General features: G+C 60.1%; 22 protein-coding genes. 19 read left to right on the top strand and 3 right to left on the bottom strand.

Annotated features, from left to right (window positions below; genetic code table 11):
- Positions 1-58 precede the first annotated feature (58 nt).
- The 9 genes from NG895_RS00390 (at position 59) to fliM (ending at position 10399) form a co-directional block, all read left to right on the top strand.
- Positions 59-2329 (top strand): HD family phosphohydrolase, encoded by a 2271-nt coding sequence (locus NG895_RS00390; RefSeq protein ID WP_252850453.1) that lies wholly within the window; start codon positions 59-61, stop codon positions 2327-2329.
- 69 nt (positions 2330-2398) lie between these two features.
- A complete protein-coding gene (gene ybeY / locus NG895_RS00385; protein ID WP_252850452.1) occupies positions 2399-2890 on the top strand; it encodes an rRNA maturation RNase YbeY in 492 nt (163 codons plus the stop codon).
- Positions 2887-4185 carry a hemolysin family protein gene (locus NG895_RS30505; protein WP_252850451.1) on the top strand — a complete coding sequence of 433 codons (1299 nt, stop codon included), beginning with the start codon at positions 2887-2889 and terminating at the stop codon, positions 4183-4185. The genes ybeY and NG895_RS30505 overlap by 4 nt, the downstream gene beginning before the upstream one ends.
- Positions 4186-4272: 87 nt before the next feature.
- Positions 4273-4890, top strand: coding sequence for a DUF456 domain-containing protein (locus NG895_RS00375; RefSeq protein WP_252850450.1), 618 nt, complete (start codon positions 4273-4275; stop codon positions 4888-4890).
- 201 nt (positions 4891-5091) lie between these two features.
- The gene (bamD, locus tag NG895_RS00370) at positions 5092-6387 is read left to right on the top strand and encodes an outer membrane protein assembly factor BamD (RefSeq protein WP_252850449.1); all 1296 of its coding nucleotides are present in this window, start codon (positions 5092-5094) and stop codon (positions 6385-6387) included.
- A 49-nt stretch (positions 6388-6436) separates the two neighbouring features.
- A complete protein-coding gene (gene lptE, locus NG895_RS00365; RefSeq protein WP_252850448.1) occupies positions 6437-6961 on the top strand; it encodes an LPS assembly lipoprotein LptE in 525 nt (174 codons plus the stop codon).
- 54 nt (positions 6962-7015) lie between these two features.
- The gene (gene folP / locus NG895_RS00360; RefSeq protein ID WP_341871421.1) at positions 7016-7909 is read left to right on the top strand and encodes a dihydropteroate synthase; all 894 of its coding nucleotides are present in this window, start codon (positions 7016-7018) and stop codon (positions 7907-7909) included.
- A 90-nt stretch (positions 7910-7999) separates the two neighbouring features.
- On the top strand, positions 8000-9274 hold the full coding sequence (locus tag NG895_RS00355) for a glutamate-5-semialdehyde dehydrogenase (protein WP_252850447.1): 1275 nt from the start codon (positions 8000-8002) through the stop codon (positions 9272-9274).
- 48 nt (positions 9275-9322) lie between these two features.
- Positions 9323-10399, top strand: a complete 1077-nt coding sequence (gene fliM / locus NG895_RS00350) for a flagellar motor switch protein FliM (RefSeq protein WP_252850446.1) — start codon at positions 9323-9325, stop codon at positions 10397-10399.
- Positions 10400-10429: 30 nt separating this feature from the next.
- Here fliM and NG895_RS00345 read toward each other — a convergent pair whose 3' ends face one another.
- Positions 10430-12262: a carbon starvation CstA family protein gene (locus tag NG895_RS00345; protein ID WP_252850445.1), complete on the bottom strand. Its 1833-nt coding sequence runs from the start codon at positions 12260-12262 to the stop codon at positions 10430-10432.
- Positions 12263-12447: 185 nt separating this feature from the next.
- Here NG895_RS00345 and NG895_RS00340 point away from each other — a divergent pair, with 185 nt between their 5' ends.
- The 8 genes from NG895_RS00340 to NG895_RS00305 all read left to right on the top strand — a co-directional run bounded on the left by NG895_RS00340 (position 12448) and on the right by NG895_RS00305 (position 22538).
- Positions 12448-13539: an NAD(P)/FAD-dependent oxidoreductase gene (locus tag NG895_RS00340; protein ID WP_425267184.1), complete on the top strand. Its 1092-nt coding sequence runs from the start codon at positions 12448-12450 to the stop codon at positions 13537-13539.
- A gap of 179 nt (positions 13540-13718) precedes the next feature.
- A complete protein-coding gene (locus NG895_RS00335) occupies positions 13719-14654 on the top strand; it encodes a sugar phosphate isomerase/epimerase family protein (RefSeq protein ID WP_252850443.1) in 936 nt (311 codons plus the stop codon).
- A 64-nt stretch (positions 14655-14718) separates the two neighbouring features.
- Positions 14719-16272, top strand: coding sequence for a divalent metal cation transporter (locus tag NG895_RS00330; protein ID WP_252850442.1), 1554 nt, complete (start codon positions 14719-14721; stop codon positions 16270-16272).
- Between the two features lie 29 nt (positions 16273-16301).
- Positions 16302-17708, top strand: a complete 1407-nt coding sequence (asnS, locus tag NG895_RS00325; protein WP_252850441.1) for an asparagine--tRNA ligase — start codon at positions 16302-16304, stop codon at positions 17706-17708.
- Between the two features lie 92 nt (positions 17709-17800).
- Positions 17801-18391, top strand: a complete 591-nt coding sequence (locus NG895_RS00320; RefSeq protein ID WP_252850440.1) for a 3-keto-disaccharide hydrolase — start codon at positions 17801-17803, stop codon at positions 18389-18391.
- 77 nt (positions 18392-18468) lie between these two features.
- On the top strand, positions 18469-18969 hold the full coding sequence (locus NG895_RS00315) for a DUF1569 domain-containing protein (RefSeq protein WP_252850439.1): 501 nt from the start codon (positions 18469-18471) through the stop codon (positions 18967-18969).
- 85 nt (positions 18970-19054) lie between these two features.
- The gene (locus NG895_RS00310; RefSeq protein WP_252850438.1) at positions 19055-20482 is read left to right on the top strand and encodes a hypothetical protein; all 1428 of its coding nucleotides are present in this window, start codon (positions 19055-19057) and stop codon (positions 20480-20482) included.
- A 166-nt stretch (positions 20483-20648) separates the two neighbouring features.
- Positions 20649-22538: an ABC transporter ATP-binding protein gene (locus NG895_RS00305; RefSeq protein ID WP_252850437.1), complete on the top strand. Its 1890-nt coding sequence runs from the start codon at positions 20649-20651 to the stop codon at positions 22536-22538.
- A 16-nt stretch (positions 22539-22554) separates the two neighbouring features.
- Here the strand turns inward: NG895_RS00305 and NG895_RS00300 are convergent, their stop codons facing one another.
- Positions 22555-22980, bottom strand: coding sequence for a zf-TFIIB domain-containing protein (locus tag NG895_RS00300; RefSeq protein WP_252850436.1), 426 nt, complete (start codon positions 22978-22980; stop codon positions 22555-22557).
- A 120-nt stretch (positions 22981-23100) separates the two neighbouring features.
- Between NG895_RS00300 and NG895_RS00295 the strand changes: the two genes are divergently transcribed.
- Positions 23101-24459, top strand: coding sequence for an arylsulfatase B (locus NG895_RS00295; RefSeq protein ID WP_252850435.1), 1359 nt, complete (start codon positions 23101-23103; stop codon positions 24457-24459).
- A gap of 2 nt (positions 24460-24461) precedes the next feature.
- On the opposite strand, the gene NG895_RS00290 is transcribed toward NG895_RS00295, so the two are convergent.
- Positions 24462-25190 carry a peroxiredoxin-like family protein gene (locus NG895_RS00290; RefSeq protein WP_252850434.1) on the bottom strand — a complete coding sequence of 243 codons (729 nt, stop codon included), beginning with the start codon at positions 25188-25190 and terminating at the stop codon, positions 24462-24464.
- A gap of 129 nt (positions 25191-25319) precedes the next feature.
- Here NG895_RS00290 and NG895_RS00285 point away from each other — a divergent pair, with 129 nt between their 5' ends.
- Entirely contained in the window at positions 25320-26192 is an 873-nt protein-coding gene (locus NG895_RS00285; protein WP_252850433.1) for a ThuA domain-containing protein, read from the top strand.
- Positions 26193-26714 lie beyond the last annotated feature (522 nt).

Genomic DNA, 26714 nt, shown 5'->3' with positions numbered 1-26714 from the left:
GGACGTCTCGGACCTTTCATTTCTGTTGTTTGCCGTTCTTCATCCACCCAGCTAGACCGTGTCCACCGCCACCCCCAAGAAAACGCGAAGCGAGCGAGTAGCTTCGGTGGAACTGCCGCCAGGAAGGTGGACAGCTCTTGCGCACAACCTGCGTCGGGGGCCGGTGCTGCTGCGGTTGGCGATTTGTGCGTTGGCGGCGCTATTGTTGTGGACCATCACCGGTGGCTGGGCGCCGCCGCTGGAATATCACCTGGGCGAAATCCCCCACCGCGACATCGTCGCCCGCGTAACCTTCCAGGTGGAAGACGCGGACGCCACCGAAGAGGCGGTGGAACAGGCGATGGATACGGCCACGGCCGTCTATACGCAGAATCCGCAGCTCATCATCGAAGTCAAGAATCGGGTGCTCAATGAGCTCGCACAGTTGGCCGGTGCCAAGTCGATAGACGAAGCCGACGCCGCGATTTGGGCCAGTTACCAGCCTAATCTCGCCGAAGGAACGCCAGCGCCCACCGAAAAGGAACGGGCAGAGCAGTTCTTGGCGTTTAACAAGCAACTGACCGAAGACACCGAAAACAAGATCGCTACCGCGCTGTCCACTGTGCTGAAGCCGCTCGAGCAGTGGGGGATCCTCAAGGACCTGCCCCGCGAAGATCTGGCCACCAGTACCGAGATCGAGATTCAGGACGCCGCTAGCCCGCAGGCCCCCGTCATTAAGCAGATCAACGACGTTTTGTTGGTCAACGTCCGCGACCAGGTGCAGCGGCGTTTGCAGCAGGAGTTGCCCTCGCTGGAATTGGCCAATCGCATTTTCGCCCGGCTGTATGACGATCTGCCGGCGACGTTGACCCTCAACGAGGACGCCACGCGGGCGGCGCGGGAGGCTGCGGCCGAGGGCGTGACATCCGTGATGAAGGAGTACGTGAAGGGGAAGGACGTGCTGGCGCACGGCGACTCGCCCATCGACGCGGCAGAGTTTGAATTGCTGGAGGCGGGCCACACGCAGCGTCTTAAGAACCTCACCTGGCAGCAAACCTTGGCGTATACCGGTGCGAACTTCGGCATGTACATCGCCCTGTATACGCTGTGTGGCTTTTACATCTACAAGATGGAGCCCCGCATCCTGCGCGACCTGGCGCGGTTCATTGGCGTGCTGGCGGCTGTGGTGCTGGCCGTGGCGCTGATGTGGCTGACCTTCCGCTATCATCGCCAGGCGGAAGTCATTCCATTGTTGCTGTTTGGCATGACGATGGCCGTTGCTTATTCGCAGCCGCTGGCATTGCTGCTTTCCACTGCGGTCACGCTGATTGGTGTAACCGCCATTGGCGCCGACCTGCACGAAGCCGTGGTGCTGATGGCTACCACGGCCGGCGCGATTATCGTGCTCGATTCGATTCGCACCCGTAGCAAACTGCTGAGCGTCGGCTTCGCCGCGGCAGGCGTGGCATTTTTCACCAACCTGGGTGTTGGCACCCTGCACGGCGATCCATTCTCCAACACGTTGCAGGTTGCTCTTTGGCTGGCCCTGTGGGCGGTAATCGCTGGATCGCTGATGACCTGCATCTTGCCGCTGGTCGAAAAACTATACGGCGTGCAGACCGACCTGAGCCTGCTGGAATTGGGCGACCCCGCGCATCCCCTGCTGCAGGAGCTGGTGCGACGTGCACCTGGCACTTACAATCACTCGATCAACGTGGCGTCGCTATCCGAGGCGGCCGCCGAGGCCATCGGTGCACGCGGATTGCTGGTGCGGGTGGGAGCGTACTTCCACGACATTGGCAAGATGCTCAAGCCAGGGTACTTTGTCGAGAACCAGAGTGCCGGCGGCAATCGTCACGACTCGCTGGTGCCTGCCATGAGCACGCTGGTGATCATCGCCCATGTGAAGGACGGTGCCGACTTGGCGCGTCAGAACAAATTGCCCGAGCCGATCATCGATTTCATTCAGCAACATCACGGCACCACGCTGGTGGAGTATTTCTACCGCCAGGCGACCGACCGGCGAGAGAACGATCCCGACGCCAGCGAAGTGGACGAGAGCTCCTTCCGCTACCCGGGCCCCAAGCCGCAAACCAAAGAAGCGGGAGTGCTGATGCTGGCCGACGCGGTGGAAAGCGCCAGCCGAGTGCTGGTGGAGCCGACACCCTCGCGAATTGAGAACCTGGTCGAGCAGCTGACGCAGAAACGCTTGCTGGACGGGCAATTCGACGAATGTGGACTCACCTTGGAAGAGGTGCGTAAAATAGGCGATAGCTTGGTGAAATCGCTGACGGCCGTGTATCATGGACGAGTGAAGTACCCAGAGGAAAAGAAAGCCAAAACCGGCTGACATGCGGGAGGTACCCCGCAGGAACAGGCTCACGTGGCGGGTACGTGGGTACGCAACCAACATGGAACGATGATCGACATCGCGATCACCAGTCGCCAAAACCTCTTATCTATCGACACCGAACTGCTGGCAGAGGCCTGCCGTCGCATTGTCGCCGGCGCTGGCCACTCGCAGGCGGCCCTTAGCGTCACCCTGGTCGAAGATGACGAGATGCACGAGTTGAATCGTCAACATCTGGATCACGACTATCCGACGGACGTGCTGAGCTTTCCCCTCTCGGAACCTGGCCAACCGCTCGAGGGCGAAATCATTGCCAGTACCGGCACGGCGACGTCGAACGCCCAGGAGTATGGCAACCGTCCTGAAGAGGAATTACTGCTGTACGTCGTGCATGGAACCCTGCATCTGGTGGGGCTGGACGATAAGACGGCCGATGCCGCGAAGAAGATGCGAGCTGCGGAAGCCTACTGGCTAACCGACTTGGGCATACCCGACGATCGCGCCAGGGCGCTGGTGTATCCCTCGGAGCCAACTACTTGTGATGGAGAACCCACGCGGTGACGTTCGATCCGCTGCTATGGGTGGCGATGGTAAGTGCCGCCCTGGTTTGTTTCTTTTCGGTTGGCACGCGGGTGCTGCGAGGATTCTCGCGCCATGACCTGCGCGAACTGTGCGAAAAACGTGAGGACGTGGAACTGTTCGGCGAGGTAGTCCGGTCGCACGACCGCGTAGCCCTCGGACTGGACGTGCTGGCGGTGCTCGCGATTACCACGTTTATCGTCAGCTCGGTTGCCTGGCTGTGGGGCGAGGGCAATCACCAGATGCCGCTCGACTGGACCAGAGCCTTGGTGCATGGGTTGCTGTTGGGGCTCGTGCTGACGCTAATCCGCGTGGCCGTTCCATGGACGACCTCCCGGCTGTTCTCCGCGCACGTTTTGTACTACTGTTGGCCGCTGTTCGGAGCGTTGGCCGTGCTCGCCAGTCCCATTGTTGGCTGTGCCCAACTGATGGACACCGTGCTGCACCGGGTGTTCGGTCGCACCGCGCCGCAGTTGGACGAGGAGTCGCTGGAGGAAGAGATTCGCACCATCGTCACCGAGGGGCACCGCGAAGGCCTGCTGGAGGGGGAAGCGCGGGAGATGATTGAGGGCGTGATCGAACTGGCCGACGCCGACGTGGCCGAAATCATGACACCGCGAACCGACATGCACATGGTGCCGGTAGAGTTGCCCTGGGACCAGTTGCTGGCCGATGTGATTCAGTCGGGCCATACTCGTATCCCCGTGTACGACACCAATCGCGACGACATTGTGGGCGTGCTGTACAGCAAGGACCTGTTACCCGAATTGGCACGCGAGGGAAACGATCCCCCCACGCCGGTCCGCGACCTGGTCCGCAAGCCGCTGTTCGTGCCCGAGACCAAGGCGGTGGACGACCTGCTGAAGATGTTCCAGCAGGAGCGGACCCACATCGCTATTGTACTGGACGAGTACGGCGGAGTGGCGGGGCTGGTGACCATTGAAGATGTGCTGGAGGAGATCGTTGGCGAGATTGTCGACGAGTACGACGAGGACGTCGAAGACGCCATCCAGCAGAAAGAGGACGATGTCTTCGAGGCGGCCGGGCGGGCGCACGTCGACGAGATCAACACGGCCATGAGTCTCGAACTGCCAGACGATGGCGACTTCGACACTATTGGCGGGTTTGTCTTCAGCGAGTTCGGCCGAGTGCCATCGGTGGGCGAGTCGCTCCTATGGAACGACCTGCTGAAGATAACGGTGCTTGAAGCTACCCGCCGCCGGATCGACCGGGTCCGGCTTGAACGCCTGCAAACGGGCGCCCGCGAGATTGCTTAGGTGCCCGAACGTGCCAAGGCCCATGTCGCGACTTCTTGATGTTCGATACGATTGGTCGTAGTAACTCGCGGATTGGTTCTATTCTGTATGTTCTGGCTCTACCTGCTGTACTACGTGCTGTTGATGCTGATCTCCTTGGCGGGATTGGCCATTAGCGTGCTGGGGTTGCCCGGGCTGTGGCTGATGGTCGCGGCTGCCGTGGGCTTCTCGCTGGCCACCGGGGGATCGGTGCTGGGCTGGCAGGCGGTGGCCGTGGTAGCAGCGCTAGCGTTGGGGTCGGAGATCGCGGAGTTCCTGGCAGGCGCGGCCGGCAGCAAGAACGCCGGCGGTACCTGGCGAGGAGTGACCGGAGCCGTCGTGGGGGGCGTCGCCGGGGGCATCATCGGCGTGCCAGTGCCAATCGTGGGGCCCGTCCTGGGGGCCATCCTGGGCGCAGCCATCGGTGCCGGCATGCTCGAACTGGCTGGTGGCAAAGCCAGCGTTCAGCAAGCAGGCAACATCGCGGTGGGGGCCGCCAAGGGGCGATTCTGGGGCACGGTGAGCAAGCTGGCGTTTGGCAGCGTGATGTTCTTCGTGCTAGCAATCTACGCCTTCCCGTTGCCAGGCGATCTCCCCGAGTCGGAAGAGCCCGCCACGGTAGGCGTTCCGCAACCCGCGGCCGATCCTTGGGACGAGCCGGGCCGGCGGCAATTGGCTGCAAGGTAGCTGCGGCCCAGTTTGCACTTGACGCCGCTGCGACCAGTGGACTAACTTCCCCCGCCTTGTCTTACGACCAGCTGTGCGGTCGTGCTTCGGTCCTTCCACCGATGGTTCGCAGGATTTATGACTCGTCTCAACCGATTACTCACTACGGTCTTGGCCCTGACGCTGTTTACAGCGTGCGGCTGCAGTTCGTTGCCAACACGTATGCCTAGCATGCCTACGTTTGGTGCGGCAGCCAAACCGGGAACCAAGGAGTGGTGGAAGAAAAATAAAAACAAAGCCGAGTACGTCGTCGGAAAAGGCTTTCAGGTAGAGGGTGCGCCAGGCTATTACGACAGCCATGGTCAGCCGATGGATGCCCCCATGGCAGAAGAAGCGCTCGTCTTCTCGCGAGAAGAGAACTCCCACGAAGGGCTGCTGCCGGGGCTCGATCCAAAGAAACAATACAGCAAGGCCAAGGAGGCCGTGGGGCTGGGACCGAATCAGCAGAAGGCCACGGACGCCTACCAGGCGGGGCAGGAATTGTATGCCCAGGAGAAGTATCGCCGGGCCGCTAAACGATTCTCCGAAGCGGCCAGCCGTTGGCCCAATTCGACGCTCGAGCAGCAGGCCATGTACCAGGAGGCCAATTGCTACTTCTACGACGATAAGTACATCGACGCGCGGGATAAGTACGTCGAGCTGTTAGACAAGTACCCCAACTCGGCGCAAGTCGACAGTGTGATCGAGCGGATGTGGGCCATCGCCCAGTACTGGGAACAACACCAGAAGCACGAACCGCATTGGGCGGTGACCCCCAACCTCATCGACGAGACTCGGCCGTGGTTCGACACGATGGGCCACGCCGTGAAGACCTACGAAGACATCCAACTGTACGATCCCACCGGTCCGCGAGCGGACGATTCGATCATGGCCATTGCTGGAATTCACTTCCGCACGGGCCGGTTTGGCGACGCCGACCACTACTACGAACTGCTGCGGCAGCAGTACCCCCGCAGCGATTTCCAGTTCGAAGCGCATCTGCTGGGGCTGCAAACGAAACTGCGGAAGTACCAGGGGCCGGAATACGATGGGGCGCCGCTCGAGGAAGCCAAGAAACTGGCCAAGCAACTGGGCAACCAGTTTTCGCGACAGTTGAACGCTGAAGAACGCGAGCGGTTGCGCGAAACGCAGGGCGAAGTGGCCCGCGCCATTGTGGAACGCGATATGTCGATGGCCCGGCACTACGAGAACACGGGGCAATACGGTTCGGCAAAGGTGTACTACGCCGAAGTGTTGCGTAAGCACCCGCAATCGCAACTGGCGGCCGACGCCCGCACGCGCCTGGCCCAAATTGCCGACGAGCCAGCCGTGCCGGAAGAGCCCGTCAAATGGCTGATCGACATGTTCCCAGAGAACCCCGAGCGGACACGCGTTGCTCGTGTGCCCGAACTGCGCGACTCGCGCGGCGATAACGAGGCTCCTGAGCAAAAAGACGATGACAGCACCTTGTTGCGCTAACTGGCTGCCCCATCGGCACCGGCTACGCCCAACACGATTGCAGCACTTCATGCGACAAATCTCCACCCTGCTGCTGATTACCGCCTGTGGCCTGGCATCGCTGGGCTGCGCTGCCTATCGCATGGGGGCCGAATCGTTGTACGCGCCGGACATCCGCACCATCTACGTGCCGATGATCGAATCTGACAGCTACCGCCGTGATCTGGGCGAGCGACTGACCGAGGCGATCGTCAACGAGATCGAACTGAAGACTCCCTACAAAGTGGTCGGCAACCCATCGGCAGACGCCGTTCTGACGGTGCACCTGCAGAACGATATTCGCCGCACCACGGTCGAAGATGCCTTCGATCAGGTTCGAGCTGCTGAGAATCGCCTGCGGGCCGAGGTGACCTTCGTCAACCATCGCCGCTCCGGCTACGCGGCTTGTCCCCAGGTGTTCCCGATGCCGCCGGAGATCGTGGGCCAAACATCGTTGTTGGCGCCGGCCGTGGGCCAAACGGTCTCCTCTAGCCAGCAGGTAGCCATCGAACGCTTGGCCCAGCAGATTGTGGGTTCGATGGAAGAGAGCTGGTAGCGACACTCAGGGCGTCGCTTGGCTGGATCGCAAGGCTGGACTACGCTTAGTCGTATGCCCGATCCTTTCTCATCGAACTCGTTCCCTATTCGGCCGGTGTCGCCCCGGGCCGCCGTGTGGAAGTTGCGGACTTGCACGCTGCAGTTGCCGCCGCTGCCGCTGTGGATGGGCATTGTAAACGTCACGCCCGATAGCTTTTCCGACGGGGGAGAATTCTTCGCTGCGTCGGCGGCCGTGGCACACTCCCTCGACCTGGTGGAGCAGGGGGCCGATGTCCTGGACATCGGCGGCGAGAGCACCCGGCCCTATGCCGATCCCGTGTCGGCGGACGAGGAGATCCGCCGAGTGGTACCGGTGATCGAGCAGGTGGCTCGAGAGACGAGTGTGCCGATTTCCATCGACACCAGCAAGGCGGCAGTAGCCCGCGCGGCGATCGACGCTGGGGCGGAGATCATCAACGATATCTCGGGCCTGGAGGGCGACCCCGAGATGCTGCCCTTGGCCGTGGAGACCGGGGTGGGGGTGTGCGCCATGCACATGCAGGGCACGCCGCAGACCATGCAGGATAACCCGCAATACGAAGATTTGGTGCCGGAGATCTATAACTACCTGCTCCAGCGGCGAGACGCCCTGCTGGCCGCTGGCATCGACCGCGAGCGAATTTGTCTTGATCCGGGCGTTGGGTTTGGTAAATCGCACGAGCACAATCTGAAGCTCATGGCCAACTGCATCGAGTTCCACAATTTGGGCTGCCCGCTGTTGGTGGGGCATTCCCGCAAGGCATTTTTGGGTAAAATTGTGGGAGACAAAAGCGCCGACCGCCTGCCCGCCACCGTGGGGGCGGCCGTGTCACTCGCCCGCCAGGGCGTGCAGGTGATCCGCGTGCACGACGTCCGCCCGGCCCGCGAAGCGGTGCTAGCATTCGCCGCCACGGGTGGATTGGCTTAGCTCCTCCACAATTACCTGCCAACCAGCGTTGACCCCGCTGGCAAAACTGGCGATACTCCTCCGCCCTCTACAAATACAGATAAAAACGGTATGTCGACCGCAGCGCAACTCGATCTGGAAACCTACACCCGCACCGTCGCCCAACAAGCGCGCGAGGCGTCGCGAGCGATGGCGTCGCTAACCGGTGCGACCAAGATTGCCTGGCTCAATGCCACGGCACAGTTGCTTCGGGAGGAGAGCGGTGCAGTCCTCGAGGCCAACGCCCAGGACATCGAAGCCGCCCCCGGTTACGGCTTGACCGATGCGATGATCGATCGGCTGCGACTGTCGGAGGATCGCATCGAGGGCATCGCCAAGGCGCTGGAGGAAGTGGCCGCACTCGGCGACCCAATTGGCCGCGTGATGGATTCGACGGTGCGTCCTAACGGCCTCCGAATCAACAAGGTTCAAGTGCCGTTGGGGGTGGTGTTCTTTATTTATGAGTCACGCCCCAACGTAACGGCCGATGCCGCCGCGATATGCGCCAAGGCGGGGAATGCCGTGATTCTGCGCGGCGGTAAGGAAGCAATCCACTCCAGCCGGGCGATTGTCGATCTGTTGGCGAAGGCGGCCAAGCAGCATGGTGTGCCCGAGCACGCGGTGCAGTTGGTAAGCACCACCGACCGGGCCGCCGTGGGACACTTCCTGAAGATGAACGATCTGATCGACGTGGCGATTCCCCGCGGTGGCGAAGGATTGATTCGCCGCGTGGTGGCCGAAGCCACGATGCCGGTGATCAAGCATTTCGACGGCAACTGCCACGTCTACGTGGATGCCGACGCCGATCTGGAGATGGCCGAAGCCATCGTTCTCAACAGCAAGTGCCAGCGAATGGGTGTCTGCAACGCTTGCGAGTCGCTGCTGGTGCACGCCGACGTGGCGGGTGAGTTCCTGCCCCGTATGGGCAAGGCATTTGCCGCTCAGGGTGTCGAAGTGCGTGGCTGCCCTCGCACCTGCGAATGGATCGAAGCCGCCAAGCCGGCGACCGAAGAAGACTATGCCGCCGAGTTCCTGGGCCCTGTGATCTCGGCCAAGGTCGTCGCATCGCTCGACGAGGCCATGGCCCACATCAACCGCTACGGATCGGGCCACACCGACGCCATCGTGACCCGCAGCCTTGAAGCCGCGCGGCAGTTCACCGACCAGGTGGATAGCTCGGCCGTGATGATCAACGCCAGCACGCGGTTCAACGATGGCGGGGAGTTCGGACTGGGGGCGGAGATCGGTATCAGCACCGATAAGTTTCACGCCCGGGGGCCCTGCGGCATCGACGAGTTGACGACTTACAAATACGTGGTGCAAGGAACGGGTCAGGTGCGAAGCTGATCGCTGCCAGGCCACCCTTAATCCCCCCCCTGCTAACGGATTGGCACGATGGGCGACATACTTAGCCAAGAGGAAGTTGAAAGCCTGCTGAGTGAAGCAAAGGTGGCTCAGGTGAGCTCTGCAGAGGAATCTGCTGCAGCCGCCTCGACAACGCCACCCATTGCCAAGCCGGCCGCCGGCCCCGTGCCGATGCGGCCGCGGGAAAAAATCACACCTTACGACTTCAAACGCCCCGAGCGCGTCGGTAAGGAGCAGATGCGTGCCCTGCAGACAATGCACGAGGGCTTCGGGCGCAACTTTGGCGCGGGTCTTTCGGCCATGTTGCGCTCCATTGTCGAGGTAAAGCTCACGAGCGTCGATCAGCTCACGTACAGCGAGTTCGTGTTCAGTCTCGAGAACCCGACCTGCTTCAACTTGATCACGGCCAAGCCGCTCGAAGGCCAGTTGATACTGGATATCAATCCTTCGTTGCTGTTTCCCATCATCGACCGTTTGCTGGGCGGCGGCAACACGCCCACGCCAGCCGCCCGTCGTCCGCTGACCGAAATTGAGCTGCGACTTGTAGGCAGGATTACCGATTTATTTCTCACCGAGATGCGGCGGGCTTGGGAAAACGTGCTGGAGCTGGAGCTCAGCGTCGACCGCGTGGAGAGCAACCCTCAGCTGGTGCAGATCGTCCCGCCGAACGAAGTGGTGGTGCTCATCAGTTTCGAGCTGACGGTGGGCAGCGTTCGGGGCATGATGAACTTGTGCATCCCGTTCAACTCTATCGAGCGAATCGGCAACAAGCTAAGCGCCAACAGTTGGGTGGCCATCAGCAAACGCCCCGCCACCCGCGAGTCGATCCAACGGCTTTCCGACCAGATCGGCGGCGCCGTGGTGGAACTGATCGTCGATCTGGCCGATACGAACATCTCCACGGCCGACTTGATCGGTCTTCGCGTCGGCGACATCGTGACCACCGAGAAAGACATCCACAAGCCGCTGGTGCTGCGTGTGGAAGGGCAACCGAAGTTCCACACGTCCATCGGTGCGTTCAAGGGTCGCAAGGCCATTCGAGTGCTCGACGAAATCGAAGAGCATCATGTGGCCATTGGGGAAGTGCCCACCAGCGAGGCGGAATAGTCTGGTTTATACGATGTGGAGGCCAGGTGCCTACTTTCCGCCACCCGCCATGGCGCCCACGCTGGGCAAGCTTGGCTCGAGCACTCCCGCCGCGCGGCGCCAGGTGAGAAGTCCTTCGACGATCATCCATGCTTCGAGGGCCAGGATGCCGATGCCGAAGCTCATCAGCAGCCAGTTGCCTTGCCAGTCATGCGTCAGGTTGTGCACCATTGCCCAGGCCGGCATCAGCAGCATCATTGCCATGGGGGCCACGACAAACCAGGTGGCGATGTTGCGGCGGCGAAGGTGGAATGCCAGCACCAGGAACGCCAGCCCGGCCAGCAGTTGATTGGTGGCCCCGAACAGAGGCCACAGCAACAGGCCGCCCTTGCCGATCTCGCCGAGCGAATTCGGCATCATGGCAATCGCTCCACCCGTCACCACGGCCACTGTGGTGGCCGCGTACTTGTTGGTCAGTGGCGGCATGTGCAGCGAGGCGCCCAGTTCTTGGATGACGTACCGCTGTAGCCGCGTGGCCGTGTCGAGCGTCGTAGCGGCGAAGCAGGCGACCAGCACCGCAATGATGGCCGTGGCGAGCGCCAGAGGAATGCCCAGGGTTGAGACAAAGTTCGCGCCACCATCGACAAACGCGCCCACCAATTGGGGCAACTTCTGATTGGCCCAACCGCCGCTGCGAACCTCGGTGCCATCGGCATTAACGGTCGTGACAACTTTGGGTTGGTATCGACTTTGCCAGGCGGCGCGACCGGTGAGTTGCTCGTCGCCGGTGCCCCCTTTCACGCCCATGCCGACTCCCGCGCAGCACGCCAGGATGACCACCACCGCCAGGGCGCCTTCCAAGAGCATGCTGCCGTAGCCCACGTACTGGGCGTCGGTTTCGCAGTTGAGTTGCTTGCTAGTGGTACCGCTGGAGACCAGGCAATGGAAACCACTGCACGCTCCACATGCGATGGTAATGAACAGGAACGGCAGCATCGGCGGCGCATCGATAGGTACCTCCTGGGCGATGGCCGGGGCACTTTGCAGTTCTGCTTTGCCCTGCGCCGCAGCCACGACTAAGCCGCCCACCAGCAACGCCAGCGCCACCAGCAGCTGGTGGCTGTTCACGTAATCGCGCGGCTGAAGCAACAGCCACACGGGCAGCACCGACGCTGCGAAACAATAGATCAGGAGCAATATTGTCCAGAGCACGACGGGAGTGCCATAGGTTCCGATCGTCGGTAATTTGATCTGGAGGAACTCAACATAGGTGCCGAGGTAAACCGCAGCGTACAGGATGAACAGCGCCGCCAGGGATGGCCACAACAGCCCCACGTTGGCACGGTAAACCAACAAGCCCACGGCGATTGCCACAGGTACGGCCACGATGACGCTGAGCACCGAGGAAGGATAGAGGGCAAAGATGTTGGCAATCACCAGGCCGAAGATGGCGATCACTACCGACAAGGCAAAGAACAAGATCAACAGGAACAGCAGTTTGGCCCGGGGCGAAATCACGCGCCCGGCGATCTCGCCCACGGTCTGGCCGCGGTTGCGGAGGCTGACCACCAATGCGCCGAGATCGTGGACGGCGCCGATGAAAATGGATCCCAACACCACCCATAGCAGGGCTGGCAACCAGCCCCAGAATACGGCAATCGCCGGCCCGACGATGGGCCCCGTTCCCGCGATGCTGGTAAAGTGATGACCGAACACCACCGATCGCTTGGTGGGCACGTAGTCGACATCGTCCCGCAACTCGTGGCTGGGCACCGTGCGGGAATCGTCCAGGGCGAAAATCTTGTGGCTCAGCCAGCGACCATACGTGTTATACGCAACGATGAACGCAAAAAAGGAACCAATTGCGACGGCAATGGTGAGCATCGAAGGCAGTCTGAATAGGGTCAGAGAAGTGATTAAAGACTCGTACGTGCATGATAACGCGGTGCCGGGTGGCCGAACAAGCGAAAACGCGCAGTTAGGCAACTACCTCAAATGGCGATCCTCAATTCCGCAAACCAGTCGCCCGATCCCGCGGCTTGTTTACCCTTAGTGCCGGCGCACCTATAATGCGGGCTTCGATGTCCTACCCTGCAGCAGAGGATAATGTTGTGCCAGAGAAAGTTGTAATCGTCGGCAGCGGCCCCGCCGGCTGGGCCGCCGCCATCTACACCGCCCGTGCGAACCTCGAGCCCTTGGTGTTCGAAGGAGCGGTTACGGAAGAGAACCGCCAGGACGGTACTTTGCCGCTGGGCCAGTTGAATCTGACCACCGAAGTCGAGAACTACCCGGGCTTTCCCGCCGGCGACTTGAGCCACTACCTCCGTGGTGCATTGGACGAAGAGAATGCCTGGCTGGCCGACATGCACCAGAAGGAAGGTTGCAGCGGCCCCGAGCTGATGAACCTGATGCGCAAGCAGGCTAAGAATTTTGGCACCCGCATCATCACCGATGACATTGAAGACGTCGATTTCAGCGACCGGCCGTTCAAGCTCAAGAGTCTCGGCGGCGAAGAGGTCGAAGCCGAAGCGGTGATCATCGCCACGGGGGCGCGGGCGAACTACCTGGGACTGGAGTCGGAGAACAAATACAAGAACCACGGCGTCAGCGCCTGTGCTGTATGCGACGGGGCGCTACCTCGGTTCCGCAACAAGCCGCTGGTCGTGGTCGGCGGTGGCGACTCGGCTGTGGAGGAAGCCGACTACCTATCGAAGTTCGCCAGCCAGGTCTACATGATCCATCGCCGCGACGAACTCCGCGCCTCAAAGATCATGGCCGAGCGGGCGATGAAAAACGAGAAGATCGACATCCTCTGGAATACCGAAGTGGGCGAAGTGCTCGGAACCGAAAGCGATGGCGTGACGGGCGTGCGGCTCACGTCCACCGTGGGCGAACCAGATCGCGAAGTGGAAGCAGGCGGTATGTTCGTCGCCATCGGCCACACACCGAACACTGCCTTCTTGGAAGGCAAAATCGATATGACGGAGAAGAAGTACCTGAAGTGGACGGTGCCGTTCCGTACCAACACCAGCGTCGAGGGCGTGTTCGCTGCGGGCGACGTGGCGGACGACTACTACCGCCAGGCCATTACGGCCGCCGGCACAGGCTGCATGTCGGCCTTAGATGCGGAGCGCTGGCTGGCTGCTCAGGGCTTGCACTAAGGGGCCACCACTTCGAACTTACGTGCCGCGTTTGACAAGATTCGACGCCGAAGGGAGATCATCAGACCGAAAGGACTCGTTTGACACAGGGCTGGAGAGCAACGAGCATAGCAGACGGCAACTTGTCTAAGGGCTAGCTTCTCCTGCACCACACTACTCGTTCCACAGGGGGTCCGATCATGGATCAAGCAACGCGTCGCGATTTTATGAAAGGAGCCGCCGCGGTTGCCGCAGCGGCAACCGTGGGGATGAAACCAGCCATGGCCGCCGAATCTGCCAAGCCAACCAAGTTCTCTATCTGCAACGAGACCTTCTTCGACCTGAAATGGCCGCAGGAGAAGATCTTTCAGTTTGCCGCCGAGTGCGGCTACCAGGGCGTTGAGATCGCGCCGTTCACTCTCAACACCGATGTCACCAAGATTTCGGCCTCCGAACGGACTCGCCTGCGGAAGGCGGCCGATGCGGCGGGCATCCAGGTGTGTGGACTGCATTGGATTCTCTCGAAGACCGAAGGCCTGCACCTGACCACCGACGACAAAGCGGTCCGTCAGCGTACCAGCGATTACCTGGGAGAGTTGGCCCGCTTCTGTCGCGAGTTGGGTGGCGAAGTGATGATCTTCGGTTCGCCCATGCAGCGTAGCCGTCCTACGACCATGAGCCTGGTTCAAGCCTACCAGAATGCAACCGAAACGCTGCAAGCGGCGGTGCCCGTGCTGGAGGAGACGGACGTCAAGGTGCTGATGGAGCCACTCGCCCCTTGGGAGACAAACTTCCTGATGGACGCCCGCAGCGCGGTCCACCTGGTGAAGATGGTCGACTCGCCTAACGTTGGCATGATGATCGACTGCAAAGCGATGTGGGCCATGGAGCCGGAGCCGATTCCCGAGGTGATTCATCGCTACAAGGATTGGTTTGGACACTTCCACGCCAACGATCCCAACCTCCAAGGACCCGGCTTTGGCGAGCTGGACTTTGTACCAATCTTCCAGGCACTGAAAGACGTGAAGTACGACAAGTGGGTGTCGGTCGAAGTGTTCGACTATACCCCCGGACCCGAGAAGCTGGCAATTGACAGCATTCGTTACATGAAAGAGTGCGTGTCGCAGGTCGCGTGAAAGGAACATCGCGCGCCCCCGCGGTTCGAATTAGCAACTACTTCCACATACATGGAGCAACAGCATGGCGGATGATTCCAAGGGCTTGCCGATGACGGCCAAGTGGGACCCCGAACGTGTTCAGGCCGAAATTGCCCAACTCGATGCCCTCGAATCCCAACCGTTCTTTTCCCGTGTGGGCGGATACCTCAAGCGTACCGGGCCCGGGTTGCTGCAGAGCGCCATGACGCTCGGCGCCGGCAGCGCCGCGGCATCCGTCGTGGCGGGGGCTTCCTTTGGATACAAGTTGCTATGGATTCAGCCAGTGGCCATGTTCCTGGGCGTCTGCATGATGGCGGCCCTGAGCAACGTGGTGCTCACTACACAGGAACGGCCATACGGGGCCTTCGGTCGCGAGTCGAGCAAGTTTCTCGTGTTCCTGTGGGCGTTGGGCACCGTGATGGCCTCGGTCATCTGGCACTTTCCGCAGTATGGCCTCGTGGCCGGAGCGGCCCGCGATCTGGCCGACCTGGCGAACATTCAATGTCGCGCGGCTGAGGGCGCGGGAGCCCTCGCTGGTTACACCACGGCAGGTCTGGCTATCAGCTTTGGCGCGGGCCTGTTGATTCTGCTCATCAATATGGGAACCACCTGGAGTTACGGCAGCAGTGCCTGGGGCATCAAGCTGTACGAATGGTTCCTCCGCGGCGTGATTGGCCTAGTGATCCTCGCCTTTGGAATCGTCGTGTTTGCCAACTTTTCCAATATCGAGTGGGGAGAACTAGGCAAGGGCTTCATTGGCTACTACGGAGTTCCTGAAGTGGACGAACAGGTAGTGGATGCGGCCATCGAAGCTGGGGAATTGAAGCCCGAAAACAAAGAGGGCGCGATGGACACGCTTACCCTGGTGCTGGGTATGCTCGGTGCCGCGGTGGGCATCAACATGACCTTCCTCTACCCCTACTCGCTGCTGGCCAAGGGTTGGGGGCCACACCACAAGAAGCTTGCCCGCTGGGATCTCGGCATGAGCATGTTCGTGCCGTTCGTATTGGTGACCTCGCTGGTGATCGTGGCGATGTCTGTCAGCGGGGTATTCCAGCCCGGCGACGAGTACGTTCACTCGGGCATGAAGCCACTCGACGCGGCCGCCTCGCTGCAAGGTGTGATGGGCGATGCCGCCGGTCGCATCGTGTTCGACCTGGGGTTGATTGGCATGGCCTGCGGGGCAATTAGCGCCCACATGGTGGTCTGCGGCTTCACGATCTGCGAGATGTTCGGCCTGGAGTATACTAAGTGGCGGTTCCGAATGTTCGCCATGGTGCCGGCAATTGGTGTTTTTGGAGTGGTGACCAACCTGCCGATTTGGTTTCCGATTGCCGCGTCGGCGGTCTGCTTCACTATGCTACCCATCGCTTATGTGTTGTTCCTGATCATGAACAACAAGCGGAGCTACATCGGCGATGCGGTTGGCAGTGGTGCTAGCCGAATTGTGTTCAACACCATCTTGGTGGTTGCCCTTGCCGTGGCTACGATTGGGTCGATCATCAAGATCAAAGGTGGCGTGATCGATAAGGTGTTTACCAAGTCAGAAACGGTGACTGTGCCGACTGGTAGCGACCAAACCAGCAAAGAAGAATAGCCCCACGGCAGATGGAGAACCAGCGCGTCATGGACAGACTTTCTGTAGTAGCAGCTCGACAGCCCGAATCCGTTGGCCGGCAGGTTCGTCTGTCGGGCTGGGTACGGACGCGCCGCGATTCCAAGGGTGGATTCAGCTTCATCGAGATTAACGACGGTTCGTCGCTGGGCAATATCCAGGTGATCGCCGATGGGGACCTGGAAAATTACGAGTCGGAGATCAAGCACCTGTCGCCCGGCTCGAGTATCACCGTCGAGGGCGAGGTCAAAGCGTCGGGCGGCAAGGGGCAGGCGACCGAGATCCACGCCGCGAGCGTTACCGTACATGGCGGTGCCGATCCCGAGACCTACCCTCTGCAGAAGAAGCGGCACTCCTTCGAAAAGCTTCGCGAGTGGGCCCACTTGCGGCCGCGGACCAACACGTTCGGCGCTGTGATGCGGGTGCGGAATCGCATCTGCCGGTCGATCCACGAGTTCTTCCAGGAAGAGGACTTCCTGTGGATTCACACCCCCATCATCACGGCTAGCGACTGCGAAGGGGCGGGCGAAATGTTTCGCGTCTCGACGCTCGATCCGGCCAATCCGCCACGCAACGATAAGGGCGAAGTGGACTACGCCCGTGACTTTTTTGGCCGGGCATCGTACCTCACGGTGTCGGGGCAACTGGAAGGGGAAATCTACGCCACGGCGCTCGGCAAGATTTACACATTCGGACCTACGTTTCGTGCCGAAAACAGCAACACCTCGCGGCACCTGGCCGAGTTCTGGATGGTAGAGCCCGAGGTGGCCTTCTATGAACTGACCGACAACATGTCACTGGCCGAGCGGTTCCTGAAGCGGATCGTAGGCGATGTGCTCCGGGACTGCGGCGAGGATATGGACTTCTTCCAGCAGCGTATCGACGACACCACGATCGCCCGGTTGGAAAAGGTGACCGGCGGCAAGTTCCAGCGCGTTCCGTATTCCGAGGCTATCGAGATTCTGGAGAAGTCGGGGCAGAAGTTCGAGTTTCCCGTCTCCTGGGGCGCCGACCTGCAAGCCGAACACGAGCGGTTCCTTACCGAGCAGCATTTCGAGTCGCCAGTGATCCTGTACGACTACCCGGCCACGATCAAACCTTTCTACATGAGGGTGAACGACGACGCAGCGCCCGATCGTCCAACGGTCCGGGCGATGGACGTACTAACGCCAGGCGTTGGCGAGATCATCGGTGGCAGCCAGCGTGAAGATCGGATCGACGTGCTGGAAGCTCGCATGCGCGAACAGGATCTGAACCTGGACGAATACTGGTGGTATCGCGAGCTTCGCCAATTCGGCACGGTGCCGCATTCAGGGTTTGGCCTGGGCCTGGAGCGAATGGTGCAGTTCGTGACTGGCATGTCCAATATCCGTGACGTGATTCCATTTCCGCGGACTCCGGGAAATGCGGAGTTCTGACCGTTTTTATTGTCCAATCAGGCGAAAATGGGACTTTACCTGATAGAGGTATGCGCACTCAGAATCTTTGATCTTCGCTAGAAAGCTCTGCCATGCTCATTCGGTTCTTACTCTTCACCGTTTGCCTGTTTCCAGCCGTTGGCACGTTGGCTGTCGGTCTTCCCTCCGCCTTTAATGGCAAGGACTTTCAAGGCTGGAAAGTACCCGCTGGGAACCTGTGGTGGAAGGTCGATCAGGGGGTGCTGCAGGCTCGTAGCGATCCCGGCCAAAAGGGGTCGGTCCTGTTCACGGAACAGAAGTACCGCGACTTCGTCATGCAGCTGGAGTTCAAGCTGGGCGAAGGCACCGTTGATAGCGGTATCTTCATCCGTGGCGAGCATGACCAGATTCAGATTGGCGAATCGGGATCGTTGAAGCGGGACATGACCGCGTCGCCTTACATTCCCGGCAAAGGGTATCCTCAAGAGGCCGAGGGCGTGGCCGACTTGCTCAAGCCGGATGGCTGGAACGCAATGACCATCGTCGCCATGGGCGACACCTACACCGTTTGGCTGAACGGCAAGCTGGTAGTCAGCTATCAGTCAGATACGGCCAGCCAGCGGGGGCCCATCGGCATCCAACTGCACCCCGATCGCGACATGGGCATCGACTTTCGCAAGATCCGTATCGCCGAGTTGGACTAGTTGGTGCTTTAGCACCTGCATTGCGTTCGTCGGCAGAAACACTTGCGGTGCCCTACGTCCTGCGGGATGATGGTGGCATGAGCTCATCGCCACCCAGTACCGACCGCCGCACGCTGCAGTTGGCGGACCTTGACGCACTGTCTGTCGAACTCGATCGCATCGAGTCGGCCGAGCAGGCGGGGCAGTTAGTGGCAGTGGGCAGCTGGACGCCGGGCCAGATCCTCGGCCACGTAGCGGCCTGGATTCACTACGGTTGGGAAGGCTATCCTATCAATCCACCTCCCCGGTTTGTGCGCTGGTTTCTTCGTTGGCGTTTGCCAAAGATGCTAAAGGGTAGCATGCCGAGTGGGGTTCGCATCCCGGGTGTGGAAGGCGGCACCACCGGCATCGAGCCGGTCGAGTTCGGGCAGGGCCTGAGCGAGATGCGGAGGGGCATTCAACGAATGCGGGGCGACGATCCTGCGAAGTTCCACAGTCCGGCATTTGGTGAGATGTCGATGGCAGACCGGATTGAGCTGAACCTCCGCCACGCCGAGCTGCACTTCAGCTTCCTGCGCTACCCGGGCGATGGCGGCTGATTGACCGACGCGCAGCGTTTGGGTTGAAGAGCAATTCTGATCTATTCTTTCCGATATCGTTCGCCTGCTGGCGAACACAACTTGTATGAATGCAGTTGTCGACGAGAAGTCCGCTGAATCTGGTGTCCGCATTAGCCTGAAGTGGATGCTATTAGGACTAGTGTTGCTGGGAGCCGCCTTGGGGCTGCTGGGTCGATTGTTTTTCCGACATCATGAGATCTTCCAGGTGGTCGTGGGCATCCTGTCCACCATTGTCCCGTTCCTGCTAGCGATCATTACTCTCATTGCCCGTGGACGCCGAGACCGTAGTCGGCCGCTCATTCTCTGGGCGATCGCCATCCTGTGCATGCCGCTGCTTGGATTCGGGACCTTGATGCTGAGTGAATTGTTCGTGCGCCCTGGTCCAGGTGGATTGGGAGTGATGACCACGCAACAGATCATCGCGACGGAGCTGCCTCAGAAGTACGACGAACCATGGGTCTGGAACGAACTGAACGCCCGTCTTCAGAATGGCAAGCTCACCGCCGCCGAAGCCGATGCAGCGGTCGTGGAGTTGGCCAAGCAGATGAAGGCAGCCAAGCCAGCCGGCTGGGACAGCCCTATGCACTGGCAGGACGAGTTCATCAAGGCTGCCAGCAACGCGGGGTTGTTGTCCGATGAAGCGATTCTAGAGTTCTGCGACGCGTTCTATGGAACCACCCCTACCGTAGAGTCTTTTCAGCGTTTGCGTGAGGGGCTGACTCGTAACATTAATTTGGAAGTTCACTACGGTTCCACCTGGGGCCAACACTCTGGACTGCCCGTTCACTTGATGTGGACCATCAACAAGGCAACCATCGATGGCGAACCCATCGAGTTTGGTCACCGTAACCACAATGTTCGATCCGCCGATTTCAGCACCTATTTCGATCGCGAGCTGGCGGCCGGGAAACACAAACTCGACATCGAACTGGATTGTGCTTACATCGAAGCTGACAAGCTGTTTGGTCTCGATACGATGAATCTGCCCGCCGATCGTTGGCCTACCGCGCTGAAGCGGTGGACGAAAAAGCTCGAAATGCCGTTCGAGGTTTACGCCGGTGGTCAGCAGATTGTCAAGCTGACCACCGATCCCCAGCTCGATCCGAGAGCGGGGCGCAGTATTCGTGTCGACCGCTTCGTGGTTCAGAAGGCAGACAAAGGGTACTCCGTGGCGGCCAAACTGCATTTCGGAGAGGACCTGCCGGTCTCGGTGAGTATGGACGTGGTGGCCGTGGTGGACGGGCAGGAGGTCGAGCTTGGCAAGTCGTTTGTACTGCTGCGGGACGACGGCCGAGCGTCCAATGGCAGCGAACATCGTGGTGAGCTGGAGAGCATCGATCCCGAGACGATTTACGGCGACATCCTGCTAATTCCCAACCCGGCGCATATCGAGAAGTACCCCGAGGCCAAAGCGATATGGGGCAAACCGATTCGGTTTCGCAACCTCCAACTCGAGCGTCTGGATCTGCAGCCCAGCGGCGAGAGAGAGTAGCACAAGTAGACGGGCCCCCTCTGGTTCGTGGATTGGTTCGCTCTGGCGGGACGTGTCCGAGAGAATGCCACTTTTGTGCCTTCTCCCTGGCCGCTGCGATGCATAGGATGCAGCGGTCACTTTCTTTACGTTAGGTACAGGTGTTCATCACCTTTTCAAAGCTTCCGTGCACAAAATTCGTTCATCCAGAGTACGTTTCGGGCAATTTCGTCAGGCTTACCGCGAGGGGCGGCTGAAGGAACTGGCCGAGCGCCGGCGCGGCAATCGCAAGCGTCCACCCGAATCGGAGCGGCGCAGGTACCTATGGGACTACATTGCGTGGCTGGCCCCCTATCGGCGAATGGCGATGGGGCTAATGGTGCTGGCATTGATGGTGGCCGCATTGGACATGGCCCAGCCGCTGTTCATGCGGTACATCATCGACAAGGTTCTTTTGAGCGAGGGGCTGGATGCTTCCACTCGGATGCAGATGCTGAACATTGCCGGCTTCTCCTTCCTGGGGGTCATTCTGCTGGCCAGGCTGCTGGACTCGACCAAGAACTTCTACCAGCGGATACTCAACGTGCGGGTGCTGATGTCGCTCCGCAAGGCCTTGTTCCAGCGGATGCTCGGCCTGCCGCTGAACGATCTGACGGACATGAAAACCGGCGGTATCATCAGCCGGCTCAGCGGCGACATCGATCTGACGACGGGCCTGATGCAGTTGGCTATCATCTCGCCTGGGGTGTCGTTAGTGCGACTGTTGATTGCGGTGGGTATCCTGATTGCCATCAACTGGAAGCTGGCACTGTTGGCCATGATGATCCTGCCGCCGGCACTGGGGCTTAGTTTGTATATCGCGAAGCGCGTGAGACCCATCTACCGGGCGATGCGGGAAGAAAATTCCGCAAGCGACGCCCGTGTTAGCGAGACGTTTGGCGGCATCCGTGTGGTCCGGTCGTTCCAGCGCGAGAAGAACGAGGAGGCCGAGTACATCGGCAACCGCCACACTATTGTCCGCGAGCAGTTGTTCGCCCACTGGCGGGAGATCCTGTTGTGGAGCTTCTGGGGGTTCCTGCTGGCTTCGGCGAACGTGGTGATCGTGTGGATGGGCGGGGCCATGCAAATTGGTGGCAAGACCACCGTGGGCGACATCATGGCGTTTCAGTGGTACACGCTGATGTTACTGGACCCCGTGTGGCAGATCGTCAACACCTTCTCGGAGATGCAGCGTTCGCTAGCCGGTATGGAGCGGGTGTTCGAGGTGCTTGACTCCCCCGTCGACAAGCCCGATCGTCCCGACGCTTTGGAAGCTCCCGATCACGTGGAGGAGGTTCGTTTTGAAGATGTGAACTTCGAGTACCACGAAGGACAGCCGGTGGTCAGCGATTTCTCGGTCGAGGTTTCCGGCGGCAGCACCGTGGCGCTGGTGGGGCGCAGTGGGGCGGGCAAGACGACGATTACCGATCTGCTCGCGCGATTCCAGGACCCCACGTCCGGCCGTATCTTGCTGAACGATGTCGACCTGCGCGATTATCGTCTGGCCTCGTATCGACAACTGCTCGGTGTGGTGCAACAGGAGGTGTTCTTGTTCGATGGCACCGTGCGAGAGAACATCGCCTACGGCAATCCCAAGGCCACCGACGAGCAAGTGCTGGACGCCGCGCACCGGGCGAATGCCCACCGATTTATTGTCGATCTTGCCGACGGCTACGAAACCATGATTGGCGAGCGAGGCGTCCGGTTGTCGGGCGGACAGGCACAGCGGCTTTCGATTGCGCGTGCGATACTGGCCGATCCACGCCTGTTGATACTCGACGAAGCCACTAGCAACCTGGATACCGAGAGCGAGCAGCTCATTCAGGAGTCGTTGGACGAGCTGATGCACTCGCGAACGACATTTGTCATTGCCCATCGTCTATCGACGGTGGCCGGCGCGGACCTGATCCTGGTGATGGAAGGCGGCCGCATTGTCGAACGAGGCACCCATCCCAAGTTGATGCAAAAGCGGGGCGCCTACTACGAGATGGTCTCGCGTCAGCGCGACGCCATGGAAAACGAAGAGGCCTTGCTGTAGCCCGCCGCGCCGGAGTCTATCGGCTGGTCAGCAGGTTCGACATCGCCCGCATAAAGGCCTTCAGCTTGCTATCGTCGGCCAATTTTTCAAGTTGCTTCTGTTCCCCCAGGATGGCATCCAACTCCTTGTCATCCACCCACATCCCCAGGCACTCGTTGCAACGATCGATTCGCACGCGATTGCCATAGGTGTAGGTGAACTCCTGCAGTCGGCCTTCCGAGCAGCGGGGGCAGCGCATGTATCCTTTCACTTCGCCAGCAGCCACTTCGGGACTGCCGTACTGCTGTTCCAGACGTTCTTCAACCTCAGTGCGGTCGAGTTTGCGCACTCGGTCGAGCTCGCCTTGATCAAACCACAGTCCGTCGCAATGGTGACACTTGTCGATTTCTACGTCGCCAATGCGTACGGTGGTCAGTTCAGCGCCATCGCGGGGGCATTTCATGGCGGACCTCCTTTTCGATTCAAGACATGAAAAGTGGACTCTGCTTGCAGGTTGACTTAGAATCGGAGGATACTCAAGCTGAAGCCTCTACCACCTTCAACATATCGCAAGACGAACAACATGACAAACATCTCTAGCTCGCGTCTTGTTTCACTACCTACTTGGTTGTGCCTGCTGGTTCTTGTTGTAGGCCTGCAGCTTGACTCCGTTGGCATCGCGGCCGAATCGCACCCCAACATTGTGCTGATTGTATCGGACGACCAGGGGTGGAATGACGTTGGCTATCATAATTCGGAAATCAAATCCCCCACGCTCGACCGATTGGCCTCCGAAGGAGTGCGTTTCGACTGGCATTATGTCATGCCTCAGTGCACGCCGACTCGAGTTTGTCTGATGACGGGGCGCTATCCCAGTCGCTTTGGCAACCACTGCTGTTTGGCTTCCAACAGCCATGCCTTTGACTTCGACACGCCAACACTAGCATCGGTGCTCAGGGAGGCCGGCTACGAAACGGCTCTGTGCGGCAAGTGGCACCTGGGTTCCAAGCCCGAGTGGGGGCCGAACCATCATGGCTTCGATCACTCCTACGGTTCGCTTGCCGGAGCGGTGGGAATGCTCGACCATCGGTACCGGCTGGGTACATCGTTTACCAAGACCTGGCATCGCAATCACGAATTCGTCGAGGAGCAAGGGCACGCCACGGACCTCGTAACTGCCGAGGCAGTGAAGCTGCTCAAGGCCGACCGCGACCAGCCGTTGTTTCTGTATGTGCCGTTCCACGCAGTCCACACGCCCCTGGTAGAGGAGGAAAAGTGGCTCGCGCAGAACACGCACATCGAGTCGGCCGATCGTCGTTTGTACGCCGCCGCGGTTACTCATCTGGACGATTGCGTACGGCGGATCGTCGAGGCCACGGAAGACATGCCCAATGGTCGCGATACGCTGGTCGTGTTTGTTTCAGACAATGGTGCGGTCATCAATCACGGCGGCAACGCCTATCCGCCGCCCGACCCGAAGCTGCGCAACTTCAGCAGCAACGCGCCCCTGCGGAGTTCCAAAACACATGTCTACGAGGGTGGGATACGCGTGCCCGCGTTTGCTTATTGGCCCGGGCATTTGGAGCCGTCGGTCTGCGATGCTCCGCTGCACGCCGTGGATTGGATGCCGACGCTTGCTACGCTGGCCGGCGCAGATTTGCCGGACGACACCACACTCGATGGCCAGGACATATGGCCGCAACTCAACGGTCAGCCAGCCAGTGACCGCGAACTCTACTGGGTTTGGGGGTCGAAGCGAAATCGCGTTGCCCTGCGCGCTGGAGATTGGAAGGTTCTCCGCGATGGTCCCAACCAAGAGTGGAAGTTGTACAACCTGAAAGACGATCCCTACGAGAAGGACAATCGCGCCAGCGCCGAACCTGAACGCTTAGAACAAATGCTCGACAAAGTCCGCCAGCAGAAGACTGGCGACGCTTCGTAGGTCTATTCGTCTTCCGCCAGCTTATTCACTGCTTCAATAATGGCGGCCGGCTCGGCGCGTTTCTTGTAGTCGGCGTCGAGGAACGCGTAGCGGATCACTCCCTTGCGGTCGATCACGTAGGTGGCCGCCATTGGCAGTTCGAGTTTGTCGTAACCGTTCACCTTCGGCAGTTGCAAGCGGTCGCGGTAGACGGGCACGATCGACTCGGGCAGCTTGAATACGATGCCGTACTTGTGGGCTAGCTTGTTCTTCTTGTCATGCAGGACGAGAAAGCTCAGCTTGTTTTGCGCGGCCGTTTCCTTGGCGTTGGCGGGCAGTTCGGGGGTCAGGGCAACCAAGCGAGCTCCTGCTCCCTCGAGCTCTGCCAGTTTCTTCTCCATCGCCCGTAGCTGCAGATTGCAGTAGGGGCACCAACCGCCGCGGTACCAGGTAAGAACCAGTGGCTTCTCTTTCCATAAATCACTCAGCGTGGTCTTCTGCTCATCCCATGATAGCAACGTTCCGTCTGGAGCTTTGTCGCCCACCTTCTTGGCGGTTTTCTCGATTCCCGTTTCGCGAACCTCGTCGATGGCGTTGCCGAAGGTCTTCAGCATCTCGGCTGGCATTCGCTGCTTGGCTCCCTCGGTCATCTCCTTCAACTGATCGGACAGGGGCTTTTCGGGCTCCTGAGCAGAGGCGGATAGCGAAACCAGGAGGAAGGAAAACGCAATGAGTCGTGGCAGGTGGGGCATTTCAATCTCCTTGGGGTGCGTGTAGCTTGCGGTGGGCTAGTAATGCGGGGGCCGGATGATGGACTTGTTGCGCGGGTGCCAGTTATCATGGGGAGGTTGGCTGCAACACGACTTCATCGGGGTATTCCAATGTATCGCATCCTTTTCGCTGCGGCTATCTTCGTGGGCATAATTGGCAATGCTGTCGCCGAGCAAGCACAGTCGTATCGCATGCCGACGTACAACGACGTTGTTAACCCCCCGCCGCCACGCCCGAAGAGCGATGTCGACGCCTTGCTGGCCGGCAAGGATCCAACACCTACCAGCGAGAAGCCTCTGAAAGTGTTGCTGGTTGCTGGACCAAAGGATCACAAGTTGGGCGAACACGACTACCCCGCCTGGCTCGATGTCTGGAGTCGGCTGTTGGCGAAGGCTCCGCACACTGAAGTGAAAACGGCTTGGATGTTTCCCACGCCCGAAGAGGCCGAGAAGGCTGACGTGATGGTCTTCTACCAGAAAGGTTTGTGGAATGAGAAACGCGCCGAGTTGATCGACCAGTTTCTCGCGCGCGGGGGCGGGCTCGTGTATATTCATTGGGCAGTGAATGGCGAGGATCATCCGCACGAGTTTGCTAAGCGCATTGGCATGGCCTCCAAAGCCGGTGCCGTTGGATTCCGTCACGGGCCGCTCGATATCGACTTCACTCCGGCGGGCGACCACCCCGTGGCACGCAACTTCGACAGGGTGAAGTGGTACGACGAGACCTACTGGCGGCTGCGTGGCGATGCGAGCAAGATTTCTTTGCTCGGCACCAGTCGCGAAGACGGCGACGACACCCCGCAGTTTTGGACCTATCAGCCAACCGACGAGGGCCGCGTGTTTGTCTCCGTGCCAGGGCACTACATGTGGTCGTTCGACGACCCCGCGTTTCGACTGTTGCTCATGCGAGGCATCGCCTGGAGTGGTCACCGCAACGTCGATCGCTTCAATAATCTGGTGCTACTCGACGCCCGGGTGGAGTAGCACGCCCTTGGCAATTCTTGCCTGGCAACCGGTTGTTGCCGTGCGGCGGACTCGGCCGGCAGCGACTACGGTATTCCACCTCGCTCCAGCGGCGGCGGCCTCTCCAGGTTACGAAATACTAAGAGCTTCTCCGCTCGGCTGACCGCAGTGCAAAAGAGGCTCGCTTCCGGCACCATGGAGCCGGAGCGAGCGGCACCAGCTATCTCCTCTAGTTCTCTATCCGCGGTCTCCCGAAAGGGCATCGTTCCAGCCCGACCGCCCGTCGGTCGCCGCATCCGGGCTAGCTCCCTGCACTGTCGACGCGGGGCTACTGGCAATTGATTAGAGAACTTCGGAAAGAAATTAGAGTTTCTGGTAACGCTGACGTCCTAGGTGGCCAAAACCTAATAATCGCCCGCCTAGCGGCTACTGAGAATGCGGAATGCCGGGGGCTTGGGCGAGGTTCCGCATGAATTAAACTGAATGACTTCCCGAGTAGCTGATGCAGCGGAACGACTTAACTCAACCTGGCAACTCCGACAA

It is taken from the genome of Aeoliella straminimaris, from assembly GCF_024054565.1.
GTDB lineage: Bacteria > Planctomycetota > Planctomycetia > Pirellulales > Lacipirellulaceae > Aeoliella > Aeoliella straminimaris.
Note: the sequence above shows the minus strand (reverse complement) of the source record. Positions and strands in the feature narration are given on the sequence as shown.

Excerpts from the sequence above, each read along its gene's own strand:
- ybeY (WP_252850452.1), top strand. The coding sequence starts at position 2,399 with ATGATCGACATCGCGATCACCAGTCGCCAAAACCTCTTATCTATCGAC.
- NG895_RS00375 (WP_252850450.1), top strand. The coding sequence starts at position 4,273 with ATGTTCTGGCTCTACCTGCTGTACTACGTGCTGTTGATGCTGATCTCC.
- bamD (WP_252850449.1), top strand. The coding sequence starts at position 5,092 with ATGCCTAGCATGCCTACGTTTGGTGCGGCAGCCAAACCGGGAACCAAG.
- lptE (WP_252850448.1), top strand. The coding sequence starts at position 6,437 with ATGCGACAAATCTCCACCCTGCTGCTGATTACCGCCTGTGGCCTGGCA.
- folP (WP_341871421.1), top strand. The coding sequence starts at position 7,016 with ATGCCCGATCCTTTCTCATCGAACTCGTTCCCTATTCGGCCGGTGTCG.
- NG895_RS00355 (WP_252850447.1), top strand. The coding sequence starts at position 8,000 with ATGTCGACCGCAGCGCAACTCGATCTGGAAACCTACACCCGCACCGTC.
- fliM (WP_252850446.1), top strand. The coding sequence starts at position 9,323 with ATGGGCGACATACTTAGCCAAGAGGAAGTTGAAAGCCTGCTGAGTGAA.
- NG895_RS00345 (WP_252850445.1), bottom strand. The coding sequence starts at position 12,262 with ATGCTCACCATTGCCGTCGCAATTGGTTCCTTTTTTGCGTTCATCGTT.
- NG895_RS00340 (WP_425267184.1), top strand. The coding sequence starts at position 12,448 with ATGCGGGCTTCGATGTCCTACCCTGCAGCAGAGGATAATGTTGTGCCA.
- NG895_RS00335 (WP_252850443.1), top strand. The coding sequence starts at position 13,719 with ATGGATCAAGCAACGCGTCGCGATTTTATGAAAGGAGCCGCCGCGGTT.
- NG895_RS00330 (WP_252850442.1), top strand. The coding sequence starts at position 14,719 with ATGGCGGATGATTCCAAGGGCTTGCCGATGACGGCCAAGTGGGACCCC.
- asnS (WP_252850441.1), top strand. The coding sequence starts at position 16,302 with ATGGACAGACTTTCTGTAGTAGCAGCTCGACAGCCCGAATCCGTTGGC.
- NG895_RS00320 (WP_252850440.1), top strand. The coding sequence starts at position 17,801 with ATGCTCATTCGGTTCTTACTCTTCACCGTTTGCCTGTTTCCAGCCGTT.
- NG895_RS00315 (WP_252850439.1), top strand. The coding sequence starts at position 18,469 with ATGAGCTCATCGCCACCCAGTACCGACCGCCGCACGCTGCAGTTGGCG.
- NG895_RS00310 (WP_252850438.1), top strand. The coding sequence starts at position 19,055 with ATGAATGCAGTTGTCGACGAGAAGTCCGCTGAATCTGGTGTCCGCATT.
- NG895_RS00300 (WP_252850436.1), bottom strand. The coding sequence starts at position 22,980 with ATGAAATGCCCCCGCGATGGCGCTGAACTGACCACCGTACGCATTGGC.
- NG895_RS00295 (WP_252850435.1), top strand. The coding sequence starts at position 23,101 with ATGACAAACATCTCTAGCTCGCGTCTTGTTTCACTACCTACTTGGTTG.
- NG895_RS00290 (WP_252850434.1), bottom strand. The coding sequence starts at position 25,190 with ATGCCCCACCTGCCACGACTCATTGCGTTTTCCTTCCTCCTGGTTTCG.
- NG895_RS00285 (WP_252850433.1), top strand. The coding sequence starts at position 25,320 with ATGTATCGCATCCTTTTCGCTGCGGCTATCTTCGTGGGCATAATTGGC.